Source organism: Shewanella sp. ISTPL2 (genome assembly GCF_013283205.1).
Classification (GTDB): Bacteria; Pseudomonadota; Gammaproteobacteria; order Enterobacterales; family Shewanellaceae; genus Shewanella; species Shewanella oncorhynchi.
Genome location: NZ_JAAPAV010000001.1, coordinates 2768996 through 2793953 on the forward strand (window position 1 = coordinate 2768996; position 24958 = coordinate 2793953).

Sequence of the window (24958 nt, forward strand, 5' to 3'; positions counted from 1 at the left end):
TTGTGGTTTTAAATGTGTAATGATGTCGGGTTTATACCAAATTAAAGACATAAAAAAAGCAACCTAAGTAGGTTGCTGTAAATTCCAATTCGGAATCTTGGGACGGTCGCGCTAGAAACCATCTAAAGGAGAATGATGATGAACGAAGAAACTCATTACAAAGATTCGGTTCATAATATCTGACTCAGCATCATCAAATTAGTTCAGGGAAAGTGCGAAATATTTTAAATAATTTTGCATTTTGTTTTTATAAAAAGAGGCTGACTCGATTTTTGCCAAGTTTGCACGTCTCAATTTTAGCTGCTTCTACTGTGACTACCGATAAATCCAGCAAGCTAGAGATAGCTTATTGCAAACTCGGTACCTACACCCAAAGATGAACTGTTACAAAAAACTTGTTCCTAAGGAGCTCTAGAGCTCAGTTACGATTTGCCTCTGAGTAAATTTGCAGTCGATAATACCTCCCAATGATTAGTGATAAGTTATCAAGCCCGTCACTACAGCAAGGTAACTCATAACTCACTATTTAGAACATACCGCTCAAAACTTGAATATCGAGGCGACAGTGTTGCAACCAACTAAGAGTACATTAGCTGATGTAGCCCCTTGGGATTTAACCCGAGATTACCATTCTTTTGCGAATACCGAACAAGTGCAAGTGACCCATGTCTCTTTGGATGTCATGGTGGATTTTGACGCGCAGCGTCTTTTCGCTAAAGCGACGCTGTCCTTGGATTTTCTTGAGTGTGATGTAACAGAGCTTTGGCTTGATAGTCGAGATCTAACCATACTTGCTGTGACTTGCTTTAATGCTACAGAGGGGGTGAATGCATTAACAGAAATGGATGAAGAACCGCTCGACTTTGTGCTTAATGAAGCTGACCCCATACTCGGGCAAAAATTGTGTATCACTTTACCTGCATTTCTTTGCAGGCAGGTTTGTATTCACTATCAAACTTCGCCGTCTGCCCAAGGATTACAGTGGCTAGCGCCTGAGCAAACCGCGGGTAAACAGTTACCTTACCTCTTTAGTCAATCGCAACCGATCAATGCCCGCAGTTGGATCCCATTACAAGATACGCCTAAGGCGCGGATCACTTTTGATGCTAAGGTGCAAGTGCCCAAAGGCATGCGCGCCGTTATGAGCGCGATGAATCATCCCGATACGCCACTTAATGGTGTGTTTCACTTTGAGATGGAACAGCCTATTCCGACCCATTTAATGGCCTTGGCTGTGGGTGATATTGCCTTTCAAGCGATAGGTCCAAGATGCGGCGTGTATACCGAGCCGAGCCTGCTAGCGGCCGCCGCAAAAGAGTTTGAAGATACTGAAAATATGCTCGACGTTGCCGAGTCATTGTTAGGTCCTTACGTATGGGGCCGCTATGACATGATTATCTTGCCGCCGAGTTTCCCATTCGGTGGAATGGAAAATCCGCGTTTAGCCTTTTTAACGCCCACACTCATTGCTGGCGATAAAAGCTTAGTGTCAACCGTTGCCCATGAGTTAGCGCATTCTTGGACGGGCAATTTGGTCAGTAATGCGACTTGGCGTGATCTCTGGTTAAACGAAGGTTTCACGACCTATTTTACTAACCGTATTGTCGAGGCTGTCTACGGCAAAGAACAGGCAGAATTAGAATGGGTAATAGAGTTTGGTCGCTTAAAAGAAGAAATCGCGTCTTTGCCTACGGGTAAGCAAACTTTACCCGCTAATGTGCAGCAGGACGATCCTAATCTTGCCTTTAATCGTTTTACTTATGATAAGGCTTCGATGTTTGTCCATGATTTAGAGCGCAGGCTAGGGCGAGTAGAATTTGATAAATTTTTACTCACTTATGTGAATCATTTTGCGTTTAAAGCCATTACCACCGAAGTGTTTGTCGAGTACGCAAAACAAACTTTACTGCAATTACATGCAGATAAAATCACTGAAGCTGAACTATTAACGTGGATTTATGGTGAAGGCTTACCTAAGGGCTATTGTGGACCAACATCCATGAGTTTAGATAAAGTCGATGATGCGCTGGCGTGTTTTCTACAGGGAACAGCAGCGGGCAGATTAAGTGTTAAAGATTGGCGAGTGCACCATTGGCAATATTTTCTGACCCAATTACCAGAAGTCGTTAGTCAAGTTCAATTGATGGATCTGGATGAAACCTTCCAATTAACCCAATCGACTAATGCAGAAATTGCCTGTGATTGGTTTCGAGTCGCGATTCGTAATCATTATGATCCTGTGTTGCCGGCATTAAGTGCCTATTTAGTGCGTATTGGACGCGGTAAATTTGTGCGGCCACTCTATGCTGAGTTACAAATTGCGGGATATCACTCTGAATTAAAAGACATCTATACAAAGGCGCGTGCAGGCTACCATCCTTCGATTCAAGTTCAATTGGACAAATCACTCAGCTTATAAAAATTTAGGTAAAAAAAAATGGCAACCTATGGATTGCCACAAAGAAATCAGTGCGGGATACAAATAGAATTCAATGCGCTAGCGTGTTTTCTATTGTGTCCCAAAAGGGAGATGATGATGAACGACCAACTAATTCGACTCAATGCGATAAAACAGAAACTGTGTCATTTGAGTGCATGAAACTGCGACTTCACATATTTCATTCTCAAGGTGCATTTAATCTTATCCGTTAATCCTTACCTATACTCAGAGTCGCCATTTTTAATTAAGTTCACTGATATCAAAAAAAATCCCAAAAAGTTTCAAAAAGATTTTCTGGGACATTTTTCTGGGGAATACTGAGTGCTTACACTTAAGTGTTACATTTGTTTTACATTAAAATCATGGGGATAAAAATTAAACGTATGCCAGATTTATTAATCTATGAGCTAGCGTTAGCGCTTGTTGAAATTTGAGCAAAAAAAATGGCAACCTAAGGTTGCCACAAGGAAATCAGTGCGGGATACAAATAGAATTCAGTGCGCTAGCGTGTTTTCTATTGTGCCCCAAAAGGGAGATGATGATGAACGACCAACCAATTCGACTCAATGCGATAAAACAGAAACTGTGTCATTTGAGTGCATGAAACTGCGACTTCACATATTTCATTCTCAAGGTGCATTTAATCTTATCCGTTAATCCTTACCTATACTCAGAGTCGCCATTTTTAATTAAGTTCACCGATATCAGAAAAAAGACAAAAAAGGTTTTTGAGAGATATTGAGTGCCCACACTTAGTTGTTACATTTATTTTACATATAAAATAAAGGGATAAAAAAAGGCAACCTAATGGTTGCCTAATGACCTATTCCTAGGTCAAGGGGACTGCGCTAGAAGCCCCAGGGAGATGATGAACATGAAAAAGACATTCACTGTTCAATACATTTGAGGGGCCTTGTACGGTTAAAGTTCCATAAAAAAATTAAAATAAATCTAAATTTTTATAAACTGCAAGATTTCAAATAGATAGTGATTAAATTATTTTAGCAAAGCAGCAATTTTACTTTCTAATGCTTCGGGTTTTGTCGTTGATGCAAATCTTTCGATTGCTTCGCCTTGGCGATTAACTAAAAATTTAGTGAAATTCCATTTGATACCTTGAGTGCCTAATACGCCGGGAGCGGCTTTTTTAAGGTATTGATAAAGTGGATGGGTATGTTCGCCATTCACTTCTATTTTAGAAAATAGCGGAAACGTCACGCCAAAATTCAATTCACAAAAGGCTTGAATGCCTTGTTCATCGGCTTTTTCTTGGGCGCCAAATTGATTGCAAGGAAAGCCCAAAATCACTAATCCTTTATCTTTGTATTCTTGATATAGCGTTTCTAATCCTTTGTATTGCGGTGTAAATCCACATTCACTTGCGGTGTTGACGATTAAGAGTACTTTGCCTCGATACTGCTCTAAACTTACCGCGTTGCCTTGAATGTCTGTTGCTGATTGGCTGTATATATTCGTAGTCATGTTCACCTCCGTAGGATCTTAGCTAAACAGCATAAACCTTAAAATAATTTTCAGCAATATAATTGCGCGCAATTTATTTTGTGGGTTTGCTAATTTACTTAATTATCAATATAGTTACAGCAATTTTGTGGCTAAAGAAAAGGGCATCTGTGTGATAGAAAATGACGCAGAATACGAAACAAACATGCAAGCGGATGTGGGGCAAGTAGTTCAACAACTCACTGAAGTTGAAGGCGAAGAACAGGCTGAAGTGTTTAGTGAAATTCTGAATGACTCAGAACCTGGAACCATAGCCTTAGCGCTTGAGTCCTTGCCCTTGGATGAGCGTTATGAGCGTTGGCAGCAAGTTGAATTTGCTGACAGAGTGACTGTGCTGAGCCTAATGCGTGCCGATCCACGCATGGGGATCCTGAAGCGGATGCCTGACAATGAAGTGGATCTGTTATTTGCGCAATTAAGCCCTGAAGATTTAATTGAGTGGAGTGATTATCTTCCTGAAAGTTTTACCGATCGTGCCTTGGCCCAGATGGGCGAGCGTCAGCGACAACGATTCGAACTCTACGATCAATACTCTGAGAATGAAATCGGCCGCTATACCGATCATCAAATGTTGGTGCTCAGTGATAAGGCGACAGTTGCTCAAGCGCAGCGCTTCTTTCGCCGTATAGAGCTCGATTGTAACGACAATTTGTTTATCGTGGATGATCTGGATAAGTATCAAGGTACTGTTCGTCGTTATGATATTTTTAAACATAATCCCGATGAGTTATTGATTTCACTTTTGTCTGAGGACTGCCGTGCGTTATCCGCCGATACGAGTCTTTTGGAAGCGGCCGAAGCGATAGAGCACAGCCGCGAAATTGAATTGCCTGTGATTGATGAGTCCGGAGAGTTAATCGGTCGTGTGACGCTACGAACCGCAACGGCATTAGTGCGTGAGCATTATGAGGCGCAGTTGATGGCAACAGCGGGTATGGATGAATCCGACGACTTGTTCGCCCCTATTATGAAAGGTGCTCAGCGCCGTGCTGTATGGCTTGGGATCAATTTACTGACGGCTTTCCTTGCCTCAGCGACCATTGGTTTATTTGAAAATGTCCTATCGCAAGTGGTTGCATTAGCGGTGTTGATGCCGATTGTCGCTTCTATGGGCGGCATCGCGGGGAGCCAATCTCTAACGCTAATGATCCGCGGCATGGCCATGGGACAGATTTCGGCGGGTAACTTGTTTTCGCTAATGAAAAACGAACTCGGCATTGGCATAGTTAACGGATTTTTGTGGGCGATAGTGATAGGTTTAGTCTCTGGCTGGTGGTTCGGTGAAGCGACGATAGGTATAGTGATTGGCTGTGCGATATTGATTAATATGGCCGTTGCCGCTATTGCTGGGGTGATAGTGCCTATGGTGTTACAGAAGTTTAATCAAGACGCGGCGTTATCGGGTTCAGTGATCTTAACGACTGTGACCGATGTGGTGGGTTTCTTTACTTTCTTAGGTATGGCGACGTTGTTATATCTGTAGCGTGGGTTCTTGGGTGAGTTTGGAAGATGAATGCACGGCAATTTGGTGTGCATTCACCGTATGTTGGGAACATTAACGGTTTAATCTGGATATGAATAACATTCAGTTTGTTATAGGTAAAAAGCCGGAAGAATTAGCGCTGGCGGCACAATTAATTGATGGGCGTGATGATAATGCTCATCCGTTGGATCATCAGGTCTTTTTCCATTCCCGTGCGGTGATCTTAGCGAAAACTATCGAGGGTGAGATAGTCGGTTGCGCCGCGATAAAAGCTGGTAAAGGCACTGTTGGTAAATGCACTGTCGGTGAACTGGGTTATCTGGTGGTGTCTCCCTATTATCGGCGTCAAGGCATAGCTCAAGGTTTAACGCAAAAACGGATTGAGGTGGCAAAGGCCCTAGGTATGTCGATTTTGTATGCGACTATTCGCGCCGAGAACACGTCGAGTCAAGCTAATTTATTGAAGGCAGGTTTTCAGTTTTGGCGTAATTATTTGAGTATCCGTGGCACGGGAAATACTGTGGGTTGGTATTACTTAGCTTTAAGCGTTAATGTCGATGCTGAAGCGATAATGCAGTCTTTAGTTGGCGATCGTACCCCAGTGGTCTAATTGTGTTGTAAGTGAAAAGACTTAGATCTTAATGTGTTTTCATCTTGTTTTACATTTGTATATTCCTCGCAAATAATTCCTCTTTATACGCAAATAGGCTGATTTTCTTTATTTATTCGGTATGATCCGCGGCTATTACCCACAGTCATTATTGAGGTGTTTTTTTATGGCTAAGTTCAGAGTAGCAAGTGTCTTATTATTGAGTGCAGCAGCGCTGCAAGTGAATGCGTCAGAATTTAATCTTGGGTTGAACAACGATGTGGTTTCAACTGAGTTAGAACTGCAATTGAACAAAGATACTAACGCAGTTTTGGGTTATATCTATGCGGATGAAGGCGGCCATATCGCTCAAGGTGCAATGCACATGACCCATGATGCGGGTGTGCATCACTTTGAGGTCGGTGCTCAGTTAAGCCAGCTTTGGTCTGACTATTCACCCAATGGCAGTGCCGTTTCTGTTGGTGGTCGTTATGCACTATCAATGGGGCCCAATATTTCACTGCACGCTGCGGCTTACTATGCACCGTCTGTATTGTCATTTGGCAATGTTGATGGTCATTATGAATTAGACTCAAAAGTGCAATACCGTATAACGCCAAACATGGCACTTTATGTTGGTTACCGCAAGATTGCCTTCGAATACGATGATGCCCGCAATTTTACTTTCGAAGATGGTGTGTATATTGGCGGTAAATTCCGTTTCTAAGCACAAGGCTTATTGATTTAGCTATATTGCGATCGTGATGTCGAATTAAAGAGCCGGCGAGGTTAACTTCGCCGGCTTTTCCATTTCGCCTTTAGCTCACTGTAGCTTGGTAATATGGATGAGAAAATGACTAATCCAATCCCGATTAAAATCACTAGGCTGAGTTCTTCATCGAGTATCCACCAGCCTAACAAGGCTGCAAAAATCAATCCTGTATATTCTACTGGTGCCATTTGGCTCGCATCGGCACGTCGATAGGCATGGATGATGAGATAGGTCATGGCAATGTAAAATAGTCCCAAAGTCAGCCCCACTTGCGCCACTGGTAAACTAAATTCGGCGCCTTCGTATAAGGTCGCAGGTATCAGAAATATCATCGCAAAGGCATTAGACCAAAAGAGCATGGAAAAAGGATGTTCATGGGTCGAATAGGCCTTTAAAATCAAACTATTCAACGCTGATGTCATGGCACCGAAAAAGGCTAAACCTATGTACAGGTTAAATTCTGTTGGTTGGCTGATAAGCAAAATGCCGCTAAAGCCGATAAGACCTGCGACCGTGCGTCGATAACCAATACGTTCATTTAAAAAAATGGCCGATAGTACTAGCAGTAACAAGGGTGAGGTATAAATCACTGCTGTTACTGTTGCGAGCGGAAGATGCAGAATAGCAAGCATAAAAATGGCGTTGCCCAGTCCAATCAATAGTGCGCGGGCGAGATGCACTTTGTAAAAAGGACTCAGTTTAAGATTACCCTGTAAGTGCCACACAAAAGGCAGTACAAGCAGAGTGGCAAATAATTGCCTGTAGAGTACCAGTTGAAAAACAGGCGCATTGGTTTCAAGCAACTTAACCAATAGGTTACCGCTGGCAATCAGTAGTTGTGCGGCTAAAATCATCAATAGAGGCTGCATAGGATCCCAGCAAAAATAAGTCAGTATTAAGGTGTATCTTGAATTTCATGCCGCAGCTTGGACTTTGAGACTAAAATAGCATCATAAGGCATGGTATATCCGACTAATTTAGCCTAACTGATTGTAAAAAACTAAATGTAGCCATAAAGTTAACCTACAAATCCAACTATCGACTAAGATTGACAGCATTAGCATTTTCTTCATAGCTGTAAAAATGATCTATGGCCCTTTAACTAAATAAGCCGATGAACAAACTTAAACAAACTCTATTTGGGTGTTTTTTACTTTTCTTGTGGACATTAAGTCCCTCTGTATTAAGCGCTGAAATTGCGTTGGACTCCCCGTATTTGTTCCATGCTAAAGCGGATCAACAGCCTCCTGAGCGGTTTGAAACCGTGCCCCATTGGATGGAGCAACTCGACGAAGCTAGTTCGGTCAGCTTAACCGGTGGCGATTATTGGATGATTACACCTGTGATGGTCAATCAACGTCAATCAAACTGGGTAGTGGATGCAAGTAATTCGATTATTGAATCCGTAGATTATTGGATACTCGGCAGTGATGGCAGCGTACAACATGCCCACAGTGGCTACAGTGCTCCATACCAGTTTTTATTCGATTATGGCCGTAAGGTCACCTTGAATATGGGCACGGATTATTGGCTGGTAGTGAAGCTGAGCAGCCGTTATTACTCATCTCCCCCTGAGATAGCATTGCAAAGTGTGGCGGATCATCAACTTATGTCTGACCGTCTCGCAATGGCAGTGCTGTTGTGTTTGGGCGGCTTATTGTTTATCGCCTTATATAATATTTTGATTTATATCTCTATTCTTGATAAAGCCTTTCTCTACTATGGCCTTTACGTATTTGCCTACTTTGGTGGCTGGGCACTGACTTTCCATTTGCCCGCACACTTATTTAATTTCCATTACCTCGAGTTGCATCATCTGTTTTTTATCAGTTTGCCCATTTTTAATATCATGTTTTACAAGCACTTCCTTCAGTTGCCTAGTTACTCACCGCGGCTGTGGCGTCTTAGTCAGTATTTAATGTTTGCCTGTATTGTGGCTCTGCCGACCAGTATTTGGCTGTTGTCCTATACGGCAATTATTGCCTCTGTACTGATCATGCTATGGATTGCTTTAGCAATTACCTGCGGTAATGTGTGTTTGATGAAAGGCTTTGCTCCTGCGCGTTATTTTATTCTTGCCTTTACTTGCTTGCTGTTGCCTGCGGTGATTATTTTACCCGGAAATATGGGGCTCACTCCCGATTTCATTGAACATGCAGAGCTTGCGACTCTGATGGGCGGTACGGCTGATGCGTTATTACTGTCCTTAGCGTTAGCGAATAAGCTGAAATTACTTGCTGAGGAACGTAAGGCGCATATTGAAGAGTTAGCGATTGCATGGGAAAAGGCACGTTTAGATGGATTAACGCGAGTCGGTAATCGTTATGCCTTTGACGAATATATGAACTCACAATTAGGATTTGCCGATAAAGTCGTGCAACCAATGGCGTTAGCACTATTGAATATCGATAGTCTGAAAAGTGTCAATGAAACACTCGGCCATCAAGAAGGCGATAGATTATTGCTGTTGATAGTGCAGTTATTGCAAGCAACAGACTTAGCGCACATGAAGGTTTATCGGATTAGTGGTGACGAGTTTGTGATTGTGACGCCTTCTGCTGGTATCCCGTTATTACAGAGTGCTTTGAGTGGCTTAGGTGAAGAATTAGCAAGCCATGGTTTTAAAGATTGCCAGTGTAGTTTTGGGATGTCGTTAAACACTGAGGTCGCAGATCCCCATGAGTGGTTGCGTTCTGCTGACACTCACTTATATCAATCGCGTATGGATAAGCGTCGTCAAGAGTATGCAGATACTCGCGGTGTCGATGTGAGGCTACATTTAAGCTAGCTATTGAAAATTTAAAATAATCGTTTTATACCAATCACATTAAATAGCTAATCAGTTCAGAGCCTCACAGGTATTTCAATCCAAGGCGCATTGACGCAGAAATGGTTATTCCCTTTTAAGTCAATGCAACACTGGAGTGGGATGCCTGTGTGGCTCCCGAAGGGCGGCTGATGTTTACTACATGGCAACGCGCTTTATACTGCGTTTAAGGCTTTCGACAGAGCACCACTATGCCTTCAAGCCTTCGCCTTGTCTAAAGCGCGTTGAACTCCCGCTGAATGAACAGATATTTAATACGATTGGTATTATTAGAACATTAGAAAACATAAATGGCGCAGAATTTATCTGCGCCGTTTATGTTTTTATCTTAGATTTATTAGCTTCATCTTGCTTGGACTAAGCAGTGTCCAAGTTTGCGACTTAGCTAGATTTAAGGACGAGCTTAGAAGTCTTTTTCGCCCTTAATCACCGCAGGATGACCCGATATCGCTTTTGATGTGTGCATTCCCGCCATCGTCGCCGCTTCGACGCAGCCCGCATTAAGGCCTGTCTTTATCCAATCGCCCGTCATATACAGGTTATCTATCCCTGTGCCATCTGTCGTGATGCGATACTGCGAGCTGTCTTTAACCGATAAGACATAACGCTCGGATGGGTCTACATTTGCGCGCCAATATTGGCTATCGAAGCGGGCAACTCCTTGACGGCCTTGTTCATCGTGTAACCATTCCCAAGGGAAGCTATCACCGACATTTTGCCAAAGTTTATGGATTTCGGTATTGAGTTGATGGATAGCGCCCGCTTTTGCTTCTAAGGTTTTCCGTTGTTGGAAATCTACATCCGAGCTTGGTGGATAGGCCTCGACAGGCAATGCCGAGCAAAAGTAATTGGCATTTTTAGGTTCTAAGCCGCGCCAATCTTCTTTGTCTAGTAGTTGGTTCATCGATGCCCAAGTATCGAAGGGTTCGGTGAAGCCCGATAATACGGGTTCCTCGCCATCTTCAGAGTAATTAGGCCAGCCTATCCCATTCAGATCTTGGTTCATCCACAGTTGATAGGCTTGAGTGGCGACAGTTTGCACCTTATCAACGCAAAGCTTGAGGGCTGGGCTTTGTGCCATAACTTCACTCGCCACGTGGGGCACAGAACCTATGGATAGACCGAAGATCACTTTGTCGAAATCTACGCCTTTGACTAAACGCTTTTTCGGCAGGGCTTTGCCAAAGTGAGTTTCATACACGCTGTCCCAATCGCTCCAGAAGTGTTCAAGATTGATATTATGGGCTTTAAGCAGTGCCGCTTGTTCAGGCTCAAGTTGCTCATAATTGGGCGTACTCGGCCAGCAATCGAGACCTTTCACATCGATCAAAGGATCGTAGTTTGTGACAGTCGGCGCCAGAGCTACTTGCTCAGTGATCTCAATCGCTTGAATACTTTGATTGTGACATTCGAGATTATCAACTCGATTGAAGTAGTGGAAATTGACTCCGCGGCGTTTGAGCACTTCGTAAAAAGGTGTAAACACAACATCACCCATTCCCGCCTGCATTTTCCACATCACGCCACCTTGATAGCACAGGGCAATACGCAGCATAGCGCGGATAATTGTGCCCGCTTCGACATTAGGTTTGTCGAAGTTGCCTTTCTCATAGGCAAACACTAAGTCGTAAAAACCGCGCACTGGGGCGCTGTCGACTGTGTACTTAAGGCTGGCGCCGTGTTTGGTTAACCATTCGCGATAATCATAGTCATTGATGGCGTCAAAGCCTTTTTCAAATACATCGTCGGCAAACATGCCCTTGAGGATCGTGAGCCCCAGATCGGCGGCTATATATAAGTGGCGCAGTTCGTCATTATTATCTAAATGTCCGCTAAAACGTTTCACGAGTCTTTGATGCAGGGCATCGACAGCTGATTCTACAAAACCATCGTCACTTTCACTGTGTACATGCTCATCGCACTCGCGGCCAATCATTTGATTAAAATGGCATTCAAGCTTATCACCGAGCGCGTCGAGTGATTCTTTGGCATCTTCGACCGAATCCTCTAACTTATCTTTTAAGCGTTCAAACCAGCTGCTATCGAGCCAGTTTTTAGGTGTTCCCATGGCTTTTTCATCTGCATCGAGCAGGTCATCCATGTCTTTGAGCCATTCTTTGATCCACGCAAAGGCGACTTTAACGACTTTCCAGAAGGTGAGGGTTTCGGTGCCATCACCTGGGATGCCTGGTAGCATTGGGAAAGTGATTGGCCAACTTACAGAACGGCCATCAACGTCTTCCTGTAAGACGATGAAGTTATGCGGTTTAAAGGCATCAAAAAAAGTCGCAAGCGGCGCGTTTGCTGGCCTATCCAATTCCTCATACGCTTTGCGCATTAAGGCAAACGCGTTTTGATAGAAACCAAACCAGATGTGTAAACCATGTTCTTCGATGCGTTGTCCCATAGCGGCATTGCGGCCACTAGCCCCTTTACCACCGATACGCCAGCCGAGTTGATAGACATCAATCTCATATTGATTCTGCCAGCCGGGTTTATCGGTTAGATAACAGGCTGCTGTCATTGCCGCGACACCGCCACCGAGAATGGCTATTTTCTGTTTTTTGATTTCGGAGTTATCGACTAATACCTCGCCGGGCGGCACTTCAAAATCGAAGTTCACATGGTAAGGGAGTAAAACGTGCTGCTCACCAATCTCGACCCCGAGCGTATCCTTTAACGGGAAGCTGGCATTATCAAAAATGGTCGCGACAAAATCATTTTTTAGCAGGGCAACACTGTGCACTTTATTCACTTGGGCTGGCGCGGCAACGATGGCTTGATAAATGGCTTTTTGCCCTGACGAGTCGGGGAACTGTTTTAGAAATACTTGATCGATAGCGGGTTTAAATAACAGATGAAATAGCTGCTCTTCGCCAAGCAGGTCAAGTTCTGGAATAAAATCGGTTTGTTCTTTAAAGAGTTGCCAAGTTTGGGTTATCGCTTCAAGGGTTGAAAGCTGTGCCTCGGGTTTGGCATCGCAATTCACTTCAATTAATGGATGCAGGGCAAGTTCGGTTTCGGGTGAGAAATGTAAAAAACTTTTGGTCTCAAGGGATAATCGCGTCAGAGGCTCGCCAACCGCTGGCATAGTGTATTCACATAAATACTTAGGATAACCAAAGAGTTCTCTGCCATTAATTAAGGCCATGGCATCGTTCACCCAAATGTGTAGCGGCTGAAAATACACTTGGCTGATTTGTTTACTGTCGCTGCTATCTTGGCGCCCGACCATGACCCAAGTGATGATGTCCGTTTCTTGGATCCAGCCCTTAGCTCTGTCCTCTGGATAAGCGGAATACGCTTTTTCAATTTGAGTGAAGGTTGTCAGTACGTAGGGAGACAGCACCTTAAAATACATTGCGCTGCCGGCAACTTGATTCAGGGTTTTATCGATAGAGCGTTGCAGGTTTTCCTGTTTCCCCTTAAGAAAAAAACCGTACATATCGGCTTTATTTAGCACTAAGGGCGAGTGCATCAACATACTGCCTTGGGGATAAATAAAGTCGGGGCGCTGTTTTTCCATGGCGTTCATCCTTAAATTTCAGTGTAAGTCCAATGATTTGGGAGTTATAGCCCAAAAAGCATAGGGCAAATAAGCAATTAAGCCCATTGATTTTACACTGGAATGATTAAGTATTTGAGAGGGGATAACGGGGTTGAGTAGCAAGTTGGATATTATCCAACTTGCTCAGATTTGGCAGGTTTAGCACAGAACGAATTTGTAAAACAAACCCGTGAGAGCAAGGGTACTTAGATTTAGTTACTTCGATTTATTTTGGTAGAAATCCACCTCTGTATTATCGTCCGAGTAACGTCGCTTAGTATCTCTGCGGCGCTGTTTCACGCGTTTATTCTTTTGCTTACCTTTGACGTTATCGCTCCATGGCGCATCATCGTCGTCAAATTCATAGGAGTGTGACATGGTCAAAATTCCAAAAATACCTGTGCCATTCGCAGCACCCGATCTTTTTACCCAAAGGTGAGATGAAGCTAAAGCGAAATATTTAATCACTGATGGTGAAAAGTTTTGTCCAAAGGCTATATCTTGCCACTGAAATGGCCGAATCTGAGATTTTAATGGGGAATGTGTGGATTATCCTTATGATAATTAAAGGATAAGTGTAATTATCATCGGAAATTATATTATATGATTGAAACTGGCGCCCAGAATGAAAGGCGCCAAGTTTTGATACAAAATAATGAGTTAGTGTTACTTGCTGCGCAGCATACGCGCGACAAACATACCATCACTATTCGCTTCAAAGGGCCATACGGTCAACATTTCTGTTTGTTCACCCGTAAAAGGATGGCGTATCGGCGTGAGCGTGAACTCTGGATGTTGCTTTAAAAACGCCGTCACCACGTCTTGGTTCTCGAGCGGCGACAAGGAACACGTGGCGTAAACGAGGATGCCGCCCGCTTTAACTGCGCGGCTACTACGGCTTAAAATATCGAGCTGTAACGCGGCTTTATCGGCCACGGCTTCAACACCATCCAACCAACGCATATCGGGATTACGTCGCCAAGTGCCAGTGCAACTGCACGGGGCATCGACTAACACACCGTCGAAATGATCCGCTGGTACCGGCAGGGCATCGCTCTTCCAACGGGCAACGCTAATGTCGTTAAAGTGGGCTCTTTGGGCACGTTTAGTCAGTTCTTCTAGGGCATTGGAGCGAATATCCGACGATATAATGCTGCCCGTAGAGGGTGTTTTATTATCAGCAGCCTTGGCCAACATCAAAGACCGCAGCTGCAGGGTTTTTCCGCCAGCACCACTGCAGGCATCCCACCAATGGTCATCGGGTTCTGGCGCGCAAATTTGCCCTATGACCTGTGAAGCCAAATCTTGGATCTCAATGTTACCGTCTTTATACAGGGCGATTTCATTAAGATTCATACTCTTGCTGCCAAGATTGATGGCATCGCTAAAGTAATGACCATAACTCGCTTCTATACCGAGCGCTTGCAGTTGTGTCGCCGCATCTTGGCTAGTGATCCCCTGTGCGCGTCCCCAAATCGGCGGGCGACTGGACATAGCTTCAATTAATTGGGTTTGCTGCGCAGCATCAACAGGACACACTTGCCAGAACCAGTCGGGTAATAAATCCTGTGGCTTAAGCTTCGCCGTGGGAAATAAATGCTGCATTAGTGCCAGTTTGTCGTCGAGACTTTCAACAGTAAGTGCTTGAGCTTGCTGATAATCGATGGGCGATTGTGATAACTCATGCCAAGCGCTAGCAATATCTTGCCAAGCGTGAGCTTCCAATAGGGCACTGGCGCTTAGGCTGGCAAAATAAGTCGCTGATTCTTGTTGATCGCCTAATCGCTGAAACCAACCCCACCAGCGAAACAGACTAAACAAAGATTCACGAATGACTTTACGATCCTTCGAGCCGTGTTTTTTATGTTCTCTAAAGTAGTTGGCCAGAATACGGTCGGCGGGCATTTTACTGCTTTGAATTTCATCGAATAATTGCTTAATTGTACTGGCGTAACTGAGTGCACGTTTTTGCGCTGGAGTGCTCGCCTCTGCATCTAACGCTGACGATGTGTTTGAGTTGGATGCTTTACCGGAAGAGAAGCTGCTTGGATTACCCATAAATTTAGCCTAGATCATGCTTCTGTGACTGCGCCTTATGTAAGAGGTGTAGCGAACAGAGGGGAAAAATAAGTGGCGCAGAGTGTAGCAGTTTTGCCCGATAACAGGCAGAAAAAAAGCCCCAAAGTAGTATCAACTTGCAGGGCTTTTTGTGGTTGGGTCACTGAGACTCATAGTGCATTCAGTACCAAAGGGTTATTTGCAGGCTATCGCTCAATTACCGCTTAGAAGGTGATTATTTCGTCACCATCTTTTGGATTTGCTTAGCCCGTTCTTCATCACTCATTTCCACCGGTGGTGGCGTGACTATGCCTTTTTGGCACGCGGGTCTGAGTGCTAACTCATCTAACCAACGTTGCAAATGTGTCAGACCTTCCATATTGATGCCGCTCCACTCGTGGATCCGCACCCAAGGCCAAGTTGCGATGTCGGCAATCGTGTATTCGTCACCAGCAAGGTATTGATTTGTAGCTAGTTGAGTATTCATAACCTCGAATAAACGTCGACCTTCTTTTTGATACCTGTCAATGGCTGCGGGGATTTTTTCAGGGAAGTACCTAAAGAATACGTTGGCTTGTCCCATCATGGGGCCGACGCCGCTCATTTGGAACATTAACCATTGGATCACCTGTGAGCGCTTTTTCGGATCGGCTGGCAGGAATTTACCTGTTTTTTCGGCTAGATACAGCAGAATCGCACCTGATTCGAATACCACAAAATCCTCGTTATCGCGGTCGATAATGGCGGGAATGCGACCATTGGGATTAATGGCAATAAACTCGGGCTGTTTTTGCTCACTGGTACTGAAATCTAATTTATGGACGCGATATTCAAGTCCCATTTCTTCCAGTGCGATGGAAATTTTAAAACCATTAGGGGTCGCGGCTGTGTATAAATCTATCATGATGATTCCTTAAGGTTATAACGCTTATAGCTACTCACTTTAGTGCCCATGAATATTCATCATCAGGCATTAGCGCCGCTATTTTTTAGGGGTTAACGATACTATGGCAGGACGCTGCGTCATAGTGTTGAACCAAGCCTTGAGATGCGGCAAGTTATCAGCCACTTCGATGTCTAAATTTTTAATAAAACTGATAAAAACGTAAGCCGAAATATCGGCAATACTGAATGCATCGCCTGCCACAAAGGCTGACGTGTTCAATTGTTGGTCTAAGGTTGGTAGGAAGTCAATGACCCTTTGGCGTGATTCTACGCCCCAAGACTCGACACAATTTTCCCTGTCTTTATAGACACCGCTTAAATTACGAAAGGCTTGAAACCCGACCATTAATCCTTGTAACTCTATGATGCGTTGCCACATTTCTACTTTGGCGCGCTCAAGCGGTGTATTACCAAACAGTGAATGCTCACTCGGGTGAATTTCGTCTAAATAGCGGCAAATGGCAACAGATTCACACAGGTAGCTGCCATCATCGAGTTCGAGCAGTGGAATGCGGCCATTTACACTTTTGGCTTTAAACTCAGCGCTTAAATTTTCTCCTCCACGGATATCGACGTTCACTCTTGGCACTTCTATACCTTTTTCCGCAAGAAAAATACTGACGCGGCGTGCGCTGGGAGTCGGAGCTAATTCGTAGAGTTTCATCTAAAGTCCTGTAGTTTTTATCAGTGCTTTATGCTCGATTCGGGCATATAAGGCTTTTTCTGAACGTTCGGTTAGGTTAGAATTTACGCCATATCTAAACGATCAGTCAAGAATGATTTACCCCTCAACTTTCTGTAGTAAAGAGGAATGGTGAAGCTGAACATGAACGCGTATTCAAGAGATTAGGTCGCAGGCTATGGCACGGAGTTGTAATTTTGATCGGCAAGAAAAACTCATATTGGCGATGGAGCTTTTTTGGCAAAAGGGCTTTGCTGAAACCTCAATTTCCGATCTCGTCGGCCATTTAGGCATTAATCGATTTAGTCTCTATAACAGCTTTGGCGACAAGCAGAATCTTTACCGCGAGTGCCTCCGTTTTTACCTTGATCATTACTCTTTTGGCGCTTCAGATACTTTGCTGCATGAAAAAGCGGGCTTGGCTGAAATAGAAGCTTATTTAGCGCGCTTTGTTGCTTTGCAGCGGGAGCAAAAGTACGGCTGTTTTATGCAAAATGCCGTGCTCGAAAAGAGCCTTAACGATGGAAGTGTGCTGCAGGAATGTCAGCGATTATTTTGTCGATTACAGACCTCATTCACCCAAGTGTTACAAGTTTGCCAAGCGCGTGGAGAGCTATTAGCCCATGTGCAACCACATCAAGTTGCTGCTTTTTTAGTGCTGCAATTACAAGGGATTAGAGTGTTAGGCAAGGCGGGCGAATATGAGTTGTTAGACAATGCGTTTGTTGTATTGCAAGACTATTTACGTAGTTTGAGTGCTAATCAGACTGCATAACTGCAAATGACATAGTTTGATTGGCCTAGGTTTTTGCCTAGGCCATGTTTTTAGAAATCTATTTTTAAAAGTTTATTTCTAAAAGCCTATTTCTAAAAGTCCAAGTCCAGCGCAAAACACAGATAGGCCATCAGTTGAGTGCAGTGTGCAAACTGCTCTGCACAAAAACTGGCTGCATCTGGACGGCAGAGTTCCTCAAAGGCGATATTTTTAACTGCGATAAAATCTTTTCGTTTTAGCTCTATCAGCATAGGGTGGTTTTTATCAAATCCCTTTGGTGGTCTAGTTAAGCTGTCGCCATCCATATTAAATCCATGACCTTGTAAGGTCTGTAGCGCCTTTTTATAGCCGTTAGGATTCTCATCAATACAAGTGCGAATGGCATTTAAGGCTTTTGATTCTGGGTGCCAAATCCCTGCTGCAATAAAACAGCCATCTTCGGCAATATGTAGATACAGTCCCGGGGCATGTACGTCTTTACCTTGAAAATGGCGAAATTGAATGCCGACATTGGTTTTATAGGGCGTTTTATCTTTGCTAAAACGGCTGTCTCGCTGGGGACGCATCAAGCTGCCGCCGACTTTTTTTGGTACGGCAGTGAGCCTAGGCGAGAGGGCGAGGATACTGGGCTGCATTTGCTCGATAAACTGCAGTGCAGGCGTTCGCACTGTTTCTTCGTATTCCGCCTGATGGGCTTTAAACCAGTCGCGGGAGTTGTTTTGTGCCAGTTGATTTAAAAATTGCAGGCTCGCCGCGCTGAACGTTGCACCAGTCGCGATGGGGATTTTAGTTGTTAGAGTGGCCATTATCAGGGAACCTTATTAATGCAGATAAACCGAGCACAAGCAGTATTAATGCCGATTGAGGAGCAAGGTGAGTTGCTGACATATCCTTCCGTATCGCCCGCCCGTTCTTACTCACGATAGTTAAAACACGATAGTTAAGACTGCCAAGTTGGGTGCCAATACTGCCATCCTTCGGCAAGATCTTCACTTAAATTTTTGCATTGTGCCGCTTCTACCTTGTTTTCAATAAGTCGGTTATTTACACGTAAAGCTAAGTGAGAACTATTCTTATCTTGTTCGTTAGTGCCTATAATGCCGCCCTATTTTTAGATTGGTTTGTTAATAGGATGACGTTGAATGGGTTGCCTGCCTAAATGTGATAAGTGGAAAGCGAATAGAAATCTGTCGCTTATGGGATTATGTATATTGCCCTCAATGCCGTTGTACGCCGCTGAGGTATTGGGCGAGCCTAAGGTTGAGCCGATTGAGATCCTGCAGGTTCATGGGCAGCAATATCGCAGGGCCATCACAGTCGCTAAACCCGGCGAAGCGATTATTTCCATGGAACAAATCGAGGAGATGCAGGCGACAACTTTCGCCGAAGTGATCGATGATATGGCGGGGGCGCATATCGATGGCGGTACCCGCAGTGGCGGTGAGCGGATTAATATCTGGGGTTTTGGCGAGACTGAAGATTTTAACGTTTATGTGGATAATGCTCCGGTGGGATTTGAGCAGTATCGCTACGGCTCATTTTTCCTCGATCCTGACCTCATCAAGCGAGTGGAAGTAATTAAAGGTGCCCATGATGTGCGCTCGGGCAATGGCGGTTTTGGTGGTGCCATGTATGTGGTCACTAAATCGGCTGATGATTTTCTTAAATATGATCAATCCCTTGGCGCGCGAGTCAAAACCAGCTACGCCAGCAATAATGACGCTATGGGTTATACGGGGACAGTTTATGGCCGCGTGAATTCACATCTATCTGGCTTGCTGCATCTTACGCGTCGCGATGCGGGGGATGTCACTTTAGCCAATGGTGAAGAGTTTGAATATTCAGGTTATGAGCAAAATAACTACCTAGGTAAGATGGATTACGCGCAGGGCGATCACCAACTTGCCTTGAGCGTGACCCATTATCTTGATGAGGGCCGCAAACCTTGGGCTAACCGCCGTGGCCCTATGCCTGCAATTTCGGACTACAACATCAAAAAGTACGGTTCCTACGAGCAGGCTCTGTATGCCACAACTGCCTACAACACCTATGAAGACAACACTTGGTCGGCAAATTATCGCTATTCGCCGAGTAATCCACTGATCGATACCCAAGTGGTGATTTCCCATTCGGCGAATGCACGCCACTGGGTAAGACCCGATATCGCGTGGGAGAAAATGACGGTTTCCGTAGGCAACTTCGGTCACGAATCTTGGCTAGACTATAAACGTGACTACATTGATATCAACAACTTGAGCTTGATTGGCGATCATGAGATCACCACAGGATTACAGTACCGTAGTCTTGACCGCACTTCGTTAGTGTTTAACAAAAGTTATGAAACAAATCCCGAGAAAAACTTTGGCTGGTACACACCTTACTACCAACCTGAAGGCCGTCAAGATACCTATGCTGCCTATATTCGCGATGCAATTCATCTTACTAATGACTTAACTGTGACTCCCTCGCTGCGATATGACTTTATCTACAGCATAGGTCGACCAAATATTGCACCAGATTACAATGATATTGCTGCGGGCCATGACTATAGCTCAACCCATCATTCGGGGTTCTCACCCAGATTAGGCATAGATTATCAACTGACAAATCACGCTCGGTTAAACTTTGATTACGCTTATAGCTTGCAAGCCCCTGTGGTGGATGAGATTTATGCCGTGCAATACGCTAAAGCCAGCATTACCGGCACGAGTCGCGACATTGATGTCGAACGCTTACATGCCTTCAAATTAGGCCTAATGACGCAGCATCAGCATGTAATTGCCAATGAGGATGCTTTGTCGACGCAAATTACCCTGTTTGCCAATTTAGGTCGTGATGATATTGCCCAGCGCCGCGGAGCTAAGTCTGATAAAACCCAGTTAATTCAAAGTGGTTATACAAATCTTGATGGTTACCATATTTACGGTGCCGATTTTGAAGCCCAATATCGCTATCAAGATGTGTTCAGTGATCTTGCGGTTTCATGGCTGCAAGGACAGCACAATGGGTCACTCAGAGACAGCCAAGATGACGATGAATATTTAGCTAACATAGCCCCGCTCGATATTCGTTTGCGTTTAGGCATGTATATCACAGATGACATTTCTATCGCTTGGCAGGGCGCTTGGTATGATGCGCAAACCAATGTCCCCCACGGTGATATCTTTAATGCCGAGTCGCCAAGCGAGAATTATTTCCTACAGAATGTGTATCTCGCCTATGAACCTCAAGCCATCTTAAAGGGATTAAGTGTGCGTTTGATGGTAAAAAATCTTACGGATCTGCAAGTGGTGCCGTTTCTCTCCGATGGGATACCCGCCGCAGGGCGTGATGTTCGTTTGAGTTTAGCCTATGAATTTTAAAGACTAATCACCAAGGCTGTGTGGACTAGGTATATATAGCTCATAAAAAATAGGGTTATATTGCCTCAGCCCCCTGCCGAAAAATGCCAGTTTATGGCATAATCCGCGTTTTACTAGGCATATAGAACAGAAAAATGACTGAAAATGAATTGCTAAGTCGCTGTGGCGGCAAGTGTGAACTGTGTGGCAGCGAGCTTGAACTCTCTATTTATGATCTGCCAGCCTCCGATGGCCGTGACAATGAGATCATGATTTGTGAAACCTGCAGTGGCCAAATTGCGGCACCAGATACCATGGACATGAACCACTGGCGTTGTCTGAATGACAGCATGTGGAGTCCTGTACCGGCAGTTCAAGTGATGTCATATCGTATGCTTAAGCGCTTAAATGGCGAAAGCTGGGCGCAAGATTTGCTGGATATGCTTTATCTTGAAGACGATTTAAAAGCGTGGGGTGATGCCGAAGTTGCCGCAGCAGGTGACGATGCTACGCCAACGTTAGACAGTAATGGTGCAGTGCTCAATGCTGGCGATACTGTGGTCATCATCAAAGACTTAAACGTGAAAGGCACTAGCTTTGTGGCTAAGCGTGGCACAGCTGTGCGTAACATTGCTTTGACCAACAACCCAGAGCATATCGAAGGCCGCGTTAACGGTACTCGTATTGTGATTCTGACATGCTTCGTTAAAAAGTCTTAAGTTTCGCTTAGTGTGAGCGCGATTTATTTAGCTCAACACAAAAAAAACCGCCATGATCGTTAGCCGACATGGCGGTTTTTTTATGTTGAGTTAGGTAGTTAAGATACGCAGCGGGTGATTTGATATTGGCGTGCATAGCCCTGCGGATTAAATTGCCAAGATAATATCCACGCGATCACACTTAAGCCACCGAGTAATAACCAAGCACTGTTAAAGCTGTTGAAATTATCGCGAATTAATCCGGCAATCCAAGGCGAGATAGCCGCTATGGTATATCCCACACCCTGCACGAAGGCGGTTAATTTACCTGCTAACATAGGATTTTGTTGATGATCCATAGTGACAATCAGCCCGAGTGGAAAAATCCCGCCAATACCTAATCCTGCAAGTCCCGCCCATAAAAATAGCGATACTTGAGGGGCGAGTGCGAGTCCCATAAAGCCAATGAGTTGTAGCAAGCAGAGTAGGGCTATGATGGCACGTCTGTCCGTCGACTTGCTGGCAAGCCAAGGAAACACTAAGCCCGCGATCACTTCCATGCTGGTTAAAAAACCTAACACTAATCCAGATTGAGTTTGGCTATAACCTAGCTCGACCGCGTAGGGGGCTAACCATGCAAGTACGCAGACATAACAACTTGTGCCTAATGCAAAAAATATCGCCAATAGCCAACTGCGACGAAAACGCCAAAAGTTAAGCTGCAAAGCTTGCTCTTTTGCTTGGCTCGGTAGTGCAGCTTTATGTTTAATCAGGAGCCACAGCACGAGTGCGAATATGCCTAGCCAAGTCCAATGACCTAGACCCGCGCGCCAACCTAAGTTCATCCCGATAAAAGGCGCGCTACTCGCCGCTAATGCGGCGCCACCCATAATGGCGGTGACGTAAAGCCCCATCATTAAGGGGACCCGTTCACCAAAATTAAGCTTAATCATGGCGGGCATTATGGTTTGAATGAGGGCGATTGCGACCCCTGCCAGTAATGCCGAGCAGATAAGCCAATTGGCATCTATCGCCCAGAAGCGCATTGCAGTAGCGGCGATCAGCAGTAGCAATGATCCTGTCATTACGGTATTGAATCCTAAGCGTTTGGCGATACTAAAGCCTGCAAAACAGCCCAGTCCCATGGCGAGCACGGGCAGCAATGTCAGCATAGATGCTAAGGTAAAACTTAAGCTGATATCCTTTTGTATGCTGGGCAGTAAAGGCCCAACGGAGGCGAGAATGGGTCGTAGATTTAGACCAATAAGGATGAACGCGAGTCCGAGCAGCAATAAATTCGCTTTCTCTGTCTGGGGGGATCGCATGGATTGTCTCCAAAAATAAGCTGAGTTTGATTTGCTGAAAAAGTGATTTGTAGCAGCATTTAGCATACTCATGATGATTTCCTTTCAACAACAGTAGGTTGAAACTACATCACTACAATTCAAAAAGAATCTCTTTCAGATGTATCTTGATATAAAGATATTTTAATTCTGCGAGAAAATGACTAAGATGTAAAGAATGATGTAAAGAATCTTTATATTGAGATAAACCTATGACAGCTAAAATGACGCTAACTAATGCCAGTCCTGCGGATACTAACGCGAGTTCTACGGATAAAAAGAAAGCGGATTCGAATACCAAAGAAGATGGCCTCGATAGAATTGTTGAACAGTGGCAACAGCAAGGGGTGACTGAGGATTTGATCCCTATGGCTGTGCTCGGGCGAATCGCTCGTTTAACGAAATATATCGAAGTGGTACTGCTGCAATGCCACGCCGAATTTGGCTTAGGTCAGGGGGAGTTCGATGTGCTCGCGACGTTAAGGCGCTCGGGAGAACCATTCACACTCTCGCCTTCGCAACTTTATCAGAGCATGATGCTAAGTTCTGGCGCTATGACCAGTCGTTTAGACAGACTCGAAAATAAGGGGCTGATTGAGCGGGAGCACAGTAAGGAAGATCGCCGCGCCGTCCATGTCTCGTTAACTGCTGAGGGTAAGGCGCTCATTGATAAGGCATTACCTCAGCATATTCAATGTCAAAGTGCGTTGTTTGCGGGCGTGAGCGTTGAAGATAGGCCTGTGTTGCTGCAGATTTTAAAATCTTGGCTGAACCAATTTGAGCCGCAATAATTCGTTTAAAATCCCACTTTAGTCTTTAAAGTAGGCTGATATGCAATAGCGGATCACTTTGGCAAAATGCGGTAAACATGAGCCAACCGCGCGGGATAACATTTGATAGAACAAGGGAGTTGCCATGGTAAAAAGACGTGAAGCATTTGAATTAGCGGGAAAACGAGTCACAGCCGGGACGCAATTAGGGATCAAACTACCTGCCGCTAAGTTGTATACCGATACGCAACTCGATATTCATGTGGAAGTGTTTCACGGAGCCAAACCTGGCCCGACTTTACTGGTTTGTGCCGCCATTCATGGGGATGAACTTAATGGTATCGAAATTTGTCGGCGTTTATTAGCCAGAGTAAATCCAAAGAATCTGACGGGCACGTTAATTGTGGTGCCAATAGTGAATGTGTTTGGTTTTATTCAGCAATCCCGTTATTTACCCGATCGTCGTGATTTAAATCGTTGCTTTCCTGGTTCTAGCAAAGGGGCGCTCGCAAGCCGTTTAGCTAATCTGTTTGCCACTCAGTTATTAGTTCATGCAACCCATGTGATTGATTTACATACTGGGGCCGTCCATAGGGATAATTTGCCGCAAATTCGCTGTGATACTAATGATGAGACTATGCTGGCCATGGCGAATGCCTTTGGTGCACCGCTGATCATGCATTCTAAAGCGCGCAGTGTTTCTATGCGAGGTTATGCTAATCAACAGGGCATTCCTTGCATTTTATATGAGGCTGGAGAGGCGTTACGTTTTAGCGAGTTGTCGATAAAATCTGGCCTCAAAGGTGTGCTCAATGTGATGCGCAGTTTAGATATGCTTAAAGGGCGAGTGAGTAACAAAGGCGCGAGTGTCAGTGCTATTCGCAGTTATTGGGTGCGCAGTGAATCCGATGGTTTAGTGAATATGAAGCTTAAACTCGGCCAGCGGGTGACTAAGGGTTATATCATTGCCCATATCGTCAGCCCCCACGGCGGTGACAGTGTGGCCATTCGCGCGCCAACTGACGGTATTATCATAGGAATAAGTAATATCCCTGTGACTAACGAAGGTGAGGGTATGTTTCATATCGCCCAGTTCGAAGGTGACGAGATTGAAATTGCCAACGAACAGCTCGATGAATTCCTGATGGAATATGCCTAGATTCTAGG

Annotated in this window: 20 protein-coding genes; 11 read left to right on the forward strand and 9 right to left on the reverse strand. The window is 44.7% G+C overall.

The annotated features are described in order from the left end of the window. Positions 1 to 565: 565 nt before the first annotated feature. Positions 566 to 2419 carry a M1 family metallopeptidase gene (locus HUB64_RS12185; RefSeq protein ID WP_173497070.1) on the forward strand — a complete coding sequence of 618 codons (1854 nt, stop codon included), beginning with the start codon at positions 566 to 568 and terminating at the stop codon, positions 2417 to 2419. 1017 nt (positions 2420 to 3436) lie between these two features. On the opposite strand, the gene HUB64_RS12190 is transcribed toward HUB64_RS12185, so the two are convergent. Beyond that, entirely contained in the window at positions 3437 to 3922 is a 486-nt protein-coding gene (locus HUB64_RS12190) for a glutathione peroxidase (RefSeq protein ID WP_028760673.1), read from the reverse strand. 151 nt (positions 3923 to 4073) lie between these two features. On the opposite strand from HUB64_RS12190, the gene HUB64_RS12195 reads away from it, so the two are divergent. The 3 genes from HUB64_RS12195 (at position 4074) to HUB64_RS12205 (ending at position 6760) form a co-directional block, all read left to right on the forward strand. Next, positions 4074 to 5444 (forward strand): magnesium transporter, encoded by a 1371-nt coding sequence (locus HUB64_RS12195; RefSeq protein WP_028760672.1) that lies wholly within the window; start codon positions 4074 to 4076, stop codon positions 5442 to 5444. A gap of 91 nt (positions 5445 to 5535) precedes the next feature. Then, entirely contained in the window at positions 5536 to 6054 is a 519-nt protein-coding gene (locus HUB64_RS12200; RefSeq protein ID WP_173497071.1) for a GNAT family N-acetyltransferase, read from the forward strand. Between the two features lie 166 nt (positions 6055 to 6220). Next, positions 6221 to 6760: a YfaZ family outer membrane protein gene (locus tag HUB64_RS12205; RefSeq protein ID WP_028760670.1), complete on the forward strand. Its 540-nt coding sequence runs from the start codon at positions 6221 to 6223 to the stop codon at positions 6758 to 6760. 62 nt (positions 6761 to 6822) lie between these two features. On the opposite strand, the gene HUB64_RS12210 is transcribed toward HUB64_RS12205, so the two are convergent. Further along, positions 6823 to 7674 (reverse strand): DMT family transporter, encoded by an 852-nt coding sequence (locus HUB64_RS12210; protein WP_105249758.1) that lies wholly within the window; start codon positions 7672 to 7674, stop codon positions 6823 to 6825. 245 nt (positions 7675 to 7919) lie between these two features. Here HUB64_RS12210 and HUB64_RS12215 point away from each other — a divergent pair, with 245 nt between their 5' ends. Together HUB64_RS12215 and HUB64_RS23185 are read left to right on the forward strand one after the other, a co-directional pair. Beyond that, complete coding sequence (locus HUB64_RS12215; RefSeq protein WP_173497072.1) at positions 7920 to 9593, forward strand: diguanylate cyclase; 1674 nt, start codon at positions 7920 to 7922, stop codon at positions 9591 to 9593. 181 nt (positions 9594 to 9774) lie between these two features. Then, positions 9775 to 9993 (forward strand): hypothetical protein, encoded by a 219-nt coding sequence (locus tag HUB64_RS23185; RefSeq protein ID WP_105249756.1) that lies wholly within the window; start codon positions 9775 to 9777, stop codon positions 9991 to 9993. 42 nt (positions 9994 to 10035) lie between these two features. Here HUB64_RS23185 and HUB64_RS12220 read toward each other — a convergent pair whose 3' ends face one another. The 5 genes from HUB64_RS12220 to HUB64_RS12240 form a co-directional block, all read right to left on the reverse strand. Beyond that, on the reverse strand, positions 10036 to 13158 hold the full coding sequence (locus tag HUB64_RS12220; RefSeq protein ID WP_173497073.1) for an NAD(P)-binding protein: 3123 nt from the start codon (positions 13156 to 13158) through the stop codon (positions 10036 to 10038). 237 nt (positions 13159 to 13395) lie between these two features. After that, the gene (locus HUB64_RS12225; RefSeq protein WP_173497074.1) at positions 13396 to 13557 is read right to left on the reverse strand and encodes a small highly charged protein; all 162 of its coding nucleotides are present in this window, start codon (positions 13555 to 13557) and stop codon (positions 13396 to 13398) included. Between the two features lie 288 nt (positions 13558 to 13845). After that, the gene (locus HUB64_RS12230; protein ID WP_173497075.1) at positions 13846 to 15237 is read right to left on the reverse strand and encodes an RsmB/NOP family class I SAM-dependent RNA methyltransferase; all 1392 of its coding nucleotides are present in this window, start codon (positions 15235 to 15237) and stop codon (positions 13846 to 13848) included. A gap of 235 nt (positions 15238 to 15472) precedes the next feature. Next, entirely contained in the window at positions 15473 to 16141 is a 669-nt protein-coding gene (locus HUB64_RS12235; RefSeq protein ID WP_014610189.1) for a glutathione S-transferase family protein, read from the reverse strand. Between the two features lie 78 nt (positions 16142 to 16219). Next, positions 16220 to 16846: a glutathione S-transferase gene (locus HUB64_RS12240; protein WP_173497076.1), complete on the reverse strand. Its 627-nt coding sequence runs from the start codon at positions 16844 to 16846 to the stop codon at positions 16220 to 16222. A 196-nt stretch (positions 16847 to 17042) separates the two neighbouring features. Here HUB64_RS12240 and HUB64_RS12245 point away from each other — a divergent pair, with 196 nt between their 5' ends. Further along, on the forward strand, positions 17043 to 17639 hold the full coding sequence (locus tag HUB64_RS12245) for a TetR/AcrR family transcriptional regulator (protein WP_173497077.1): 597 nt from the start codon (positions 17043 to 17045) through the stop codon (positions 17637 to 17639). Positions 17640 to 17731: 92 nt separating this feature from the next. Here HUB64_RS12245 and HUB64_RS12250 read toward each other — a convergent pair whose 3' ends face one another. Then, entirely contained in the window at positions 17732 to 18445 is a 714-nt protein-coding gene (locus HUB64_RS12250) for a DUF2461 domain-containing protein (RefSeq protein WP_173497078.1), read from the reverse strand. A gap of 336 nt (positions 18446 to 18781) precedes the next feature. Here HUB64_RS12250 and HUB64_RS12255 point away from each other — a divergent pair, with 336 nt between their 5' ends. Together HUB64_RS12255 and HUB64_RS12260 are read left to right on the forward strand one after the other, a co-directional pair. Continuing rightward, positions 18782 to 21001 (forward strand): TonB-dependent receptor, encoded by a 2220-nt coding sequence (locus HUB64_RS12255; protein ID WP_173497079.1) that lies wholly within the window; start codon positions 18782 to 18784, stop codon positions 20999 to 21001. A gap of 134 nt (positions 21002 to 21135) precedes the next feature. Then, on the forward strand, positions 21136 to 21699 hold the full coding sequence (locus HUB64_RS12260; RefSeq protein WP_011790067.1) for an alkylphosphonate utilization protein: 564 nt from the start codon (positions 21136 to 21138) through the stop codon (positions 21697 to 21699). 98 nt (positions 21700 to 21797) lie between these two features. Here HUB64_RS12260 and HUB64_RS12265 read toward each other — a convergent pair whose 3' ends face one another. Beyond that, entirely contained in the window at positions 21798 to 23003 is a 1206-nt protein-coding gene (locus HUB64_RS12265; RefSeq protein ID WP_173497080.1) for an MFS transporter, read from the reverse strand. Positions 23004 to 23233: 230 nt separating this feature from the next. Here HUB64_RS12265 and HUB64_RS12270 point away from each other — a divergent pair, with 230 nt between their 5' ends. Beyond that, positions 23234 to 23812, forward strand: a complete 579-nt coding sequence (locus HUB64_RS12270) for a MarR family winged helix-turn-helix transcriptional regulator (RefSeq protein ID WP_173497081.1) — start codon at positions 23234 to 23236, stop codon at positions 23810 to 23812. A gap of 124 nt (positions 23813 to 23936) precedes the next feature. Beyond that, the gene (locus HUB64_RS12275) at positions 23937 to 24950 is read left to right on the forward strand and encodes a succinylglutamate desuccinylase/aspartoacylase family protein (RefSeq protein WP_028760658.1); all 1014 of its coding nucleotides are present in this window, start codon (positions 23937 to 23939) and stop codon (positions 24948 to 24950) included. The last annotated feature ends 8 nt before the right edge of the window (positions 24951 to 24958 follow it).

Coding starts and splice junctions, on each gene's coding strand:
- HUB64_RS12190 (WP_028760673.1), bottom strand. CDS start 3,922: ATGACTACGAATATATACAGCCAATCAGCAACAGACATTCAAGGCAAC.
- HUB64_RS12200 (WP_173497071.1), top strand. CDS start 5,536: ATGAATAACATTCAGTTTGTTATAGGTAAAAAGCCGGAAGAATTAGCG.
- HUB64_RS12205 (WP_028760670.1), top strand. CDS start 6,221: ATGGCTAAGTTCAGAGTAGCAAGTGTCTTATTATTGAGTGCAGCAGCG.
- HUB64_RS12210 (WP_105249758.1), bottom strand. CDS start 7,674: ATGCAGCCTCTATTGATGATTTTAGCCGCACAACTACTGATTGCCAGC.
- HUB64_RS12215 (WP_173497072.1), top strand. CDS start 7,920: ATGAACAAACTTAAACAAACTCTATTTGGGTGTTTTTTACTTTTCTTG.
- HUB64_RS23185 (WP_105249756.1), top strand. CDS start 9,775: ATGGCAACGCGCTTTATACTGCGTTTAAGGCTTTCGACAGAGCACCAC.
- HUB64_RS12220 (WP_173497073.1), bottom strand. CDS start 13,158: ATGGAAAAACAGCGCCCCGACTTTATTTATCCCCAAGGCAGTATGTTG.
- HUB64_RS12225 (WP_173497074.1), bottom strand. CDS start 13,557: ATGTCACACTCCTATGAATTTGACGACGATGATGCGCCATGGAGCGAT.
- HUB64_RS12230 (WP_173497075.1), bottom strand. CDS start 15,237: ATGGGTAATCCAAGCAGCTTCTCTTCCGGTAAAGCATCCAACTCAAAC.
- HUB64_RS12235 (WP_014610189.1), bottom strand. CDS start 16,141: ATGATAGATTTATACACAGCCGCGACCCCTAATGGTTTTAAAATTTCC.
- HUB64_RS12240 (WP_173497076.1), bottom strand. CDS start 16,846: ATGAAACTCTACGAATTAGCTCCGACTCCCAGCGCACGCCGCGTCAGT.
- HUB64_RS12245 (WP_173497077.1), top strand. CDS start 17,043: ATGGCACGGAGTTGTAATTTTGATCGGCAAGAAAAACTCATATTGGCG.
- HUB64_RS12250 (WP_173497078.1), bottom strand. CDS start 18,445: ATGGCCACTCTAACAACTAAAATCCCCATCGCGACTGGTGCAACGTTC.
- HUB64_RS12255 (WP_173497079.1), top strand. CDS start 18,782: ATGGGTTGCCTGCCTAAATGTGATAAGTGGAAAGCGAATAGAAATCTG.
- HUB64_RS12260 (WP_011790067.1), top strand. CDS start 21,136: ATGACTGAAAATGAATTGCTAAGTCGCTGTGGCGGCAAGTGTGAACTG.
- HUB64_RS12265 (WP_173497080.1), bottom strand. CDS start 23,003: ATGCGATCCCCCCAGACAGAGAAAGCGAATTTATTGCTGCTCGGACTC.
- HUB64_RS12270 (WP_173497081.1), top strand. CDS start 23,234: ATGACAGCTAAAATGACGCTAACTAATGCCAGTCCTGCGGATACTAAC.
- HUB64_RS12275 (WP_028760658.1), top strand. CDS start 23,937: ATGGTAAAAAGACGTGAAGCATTTGAATTAGCGGGAAAACGAGTCACA.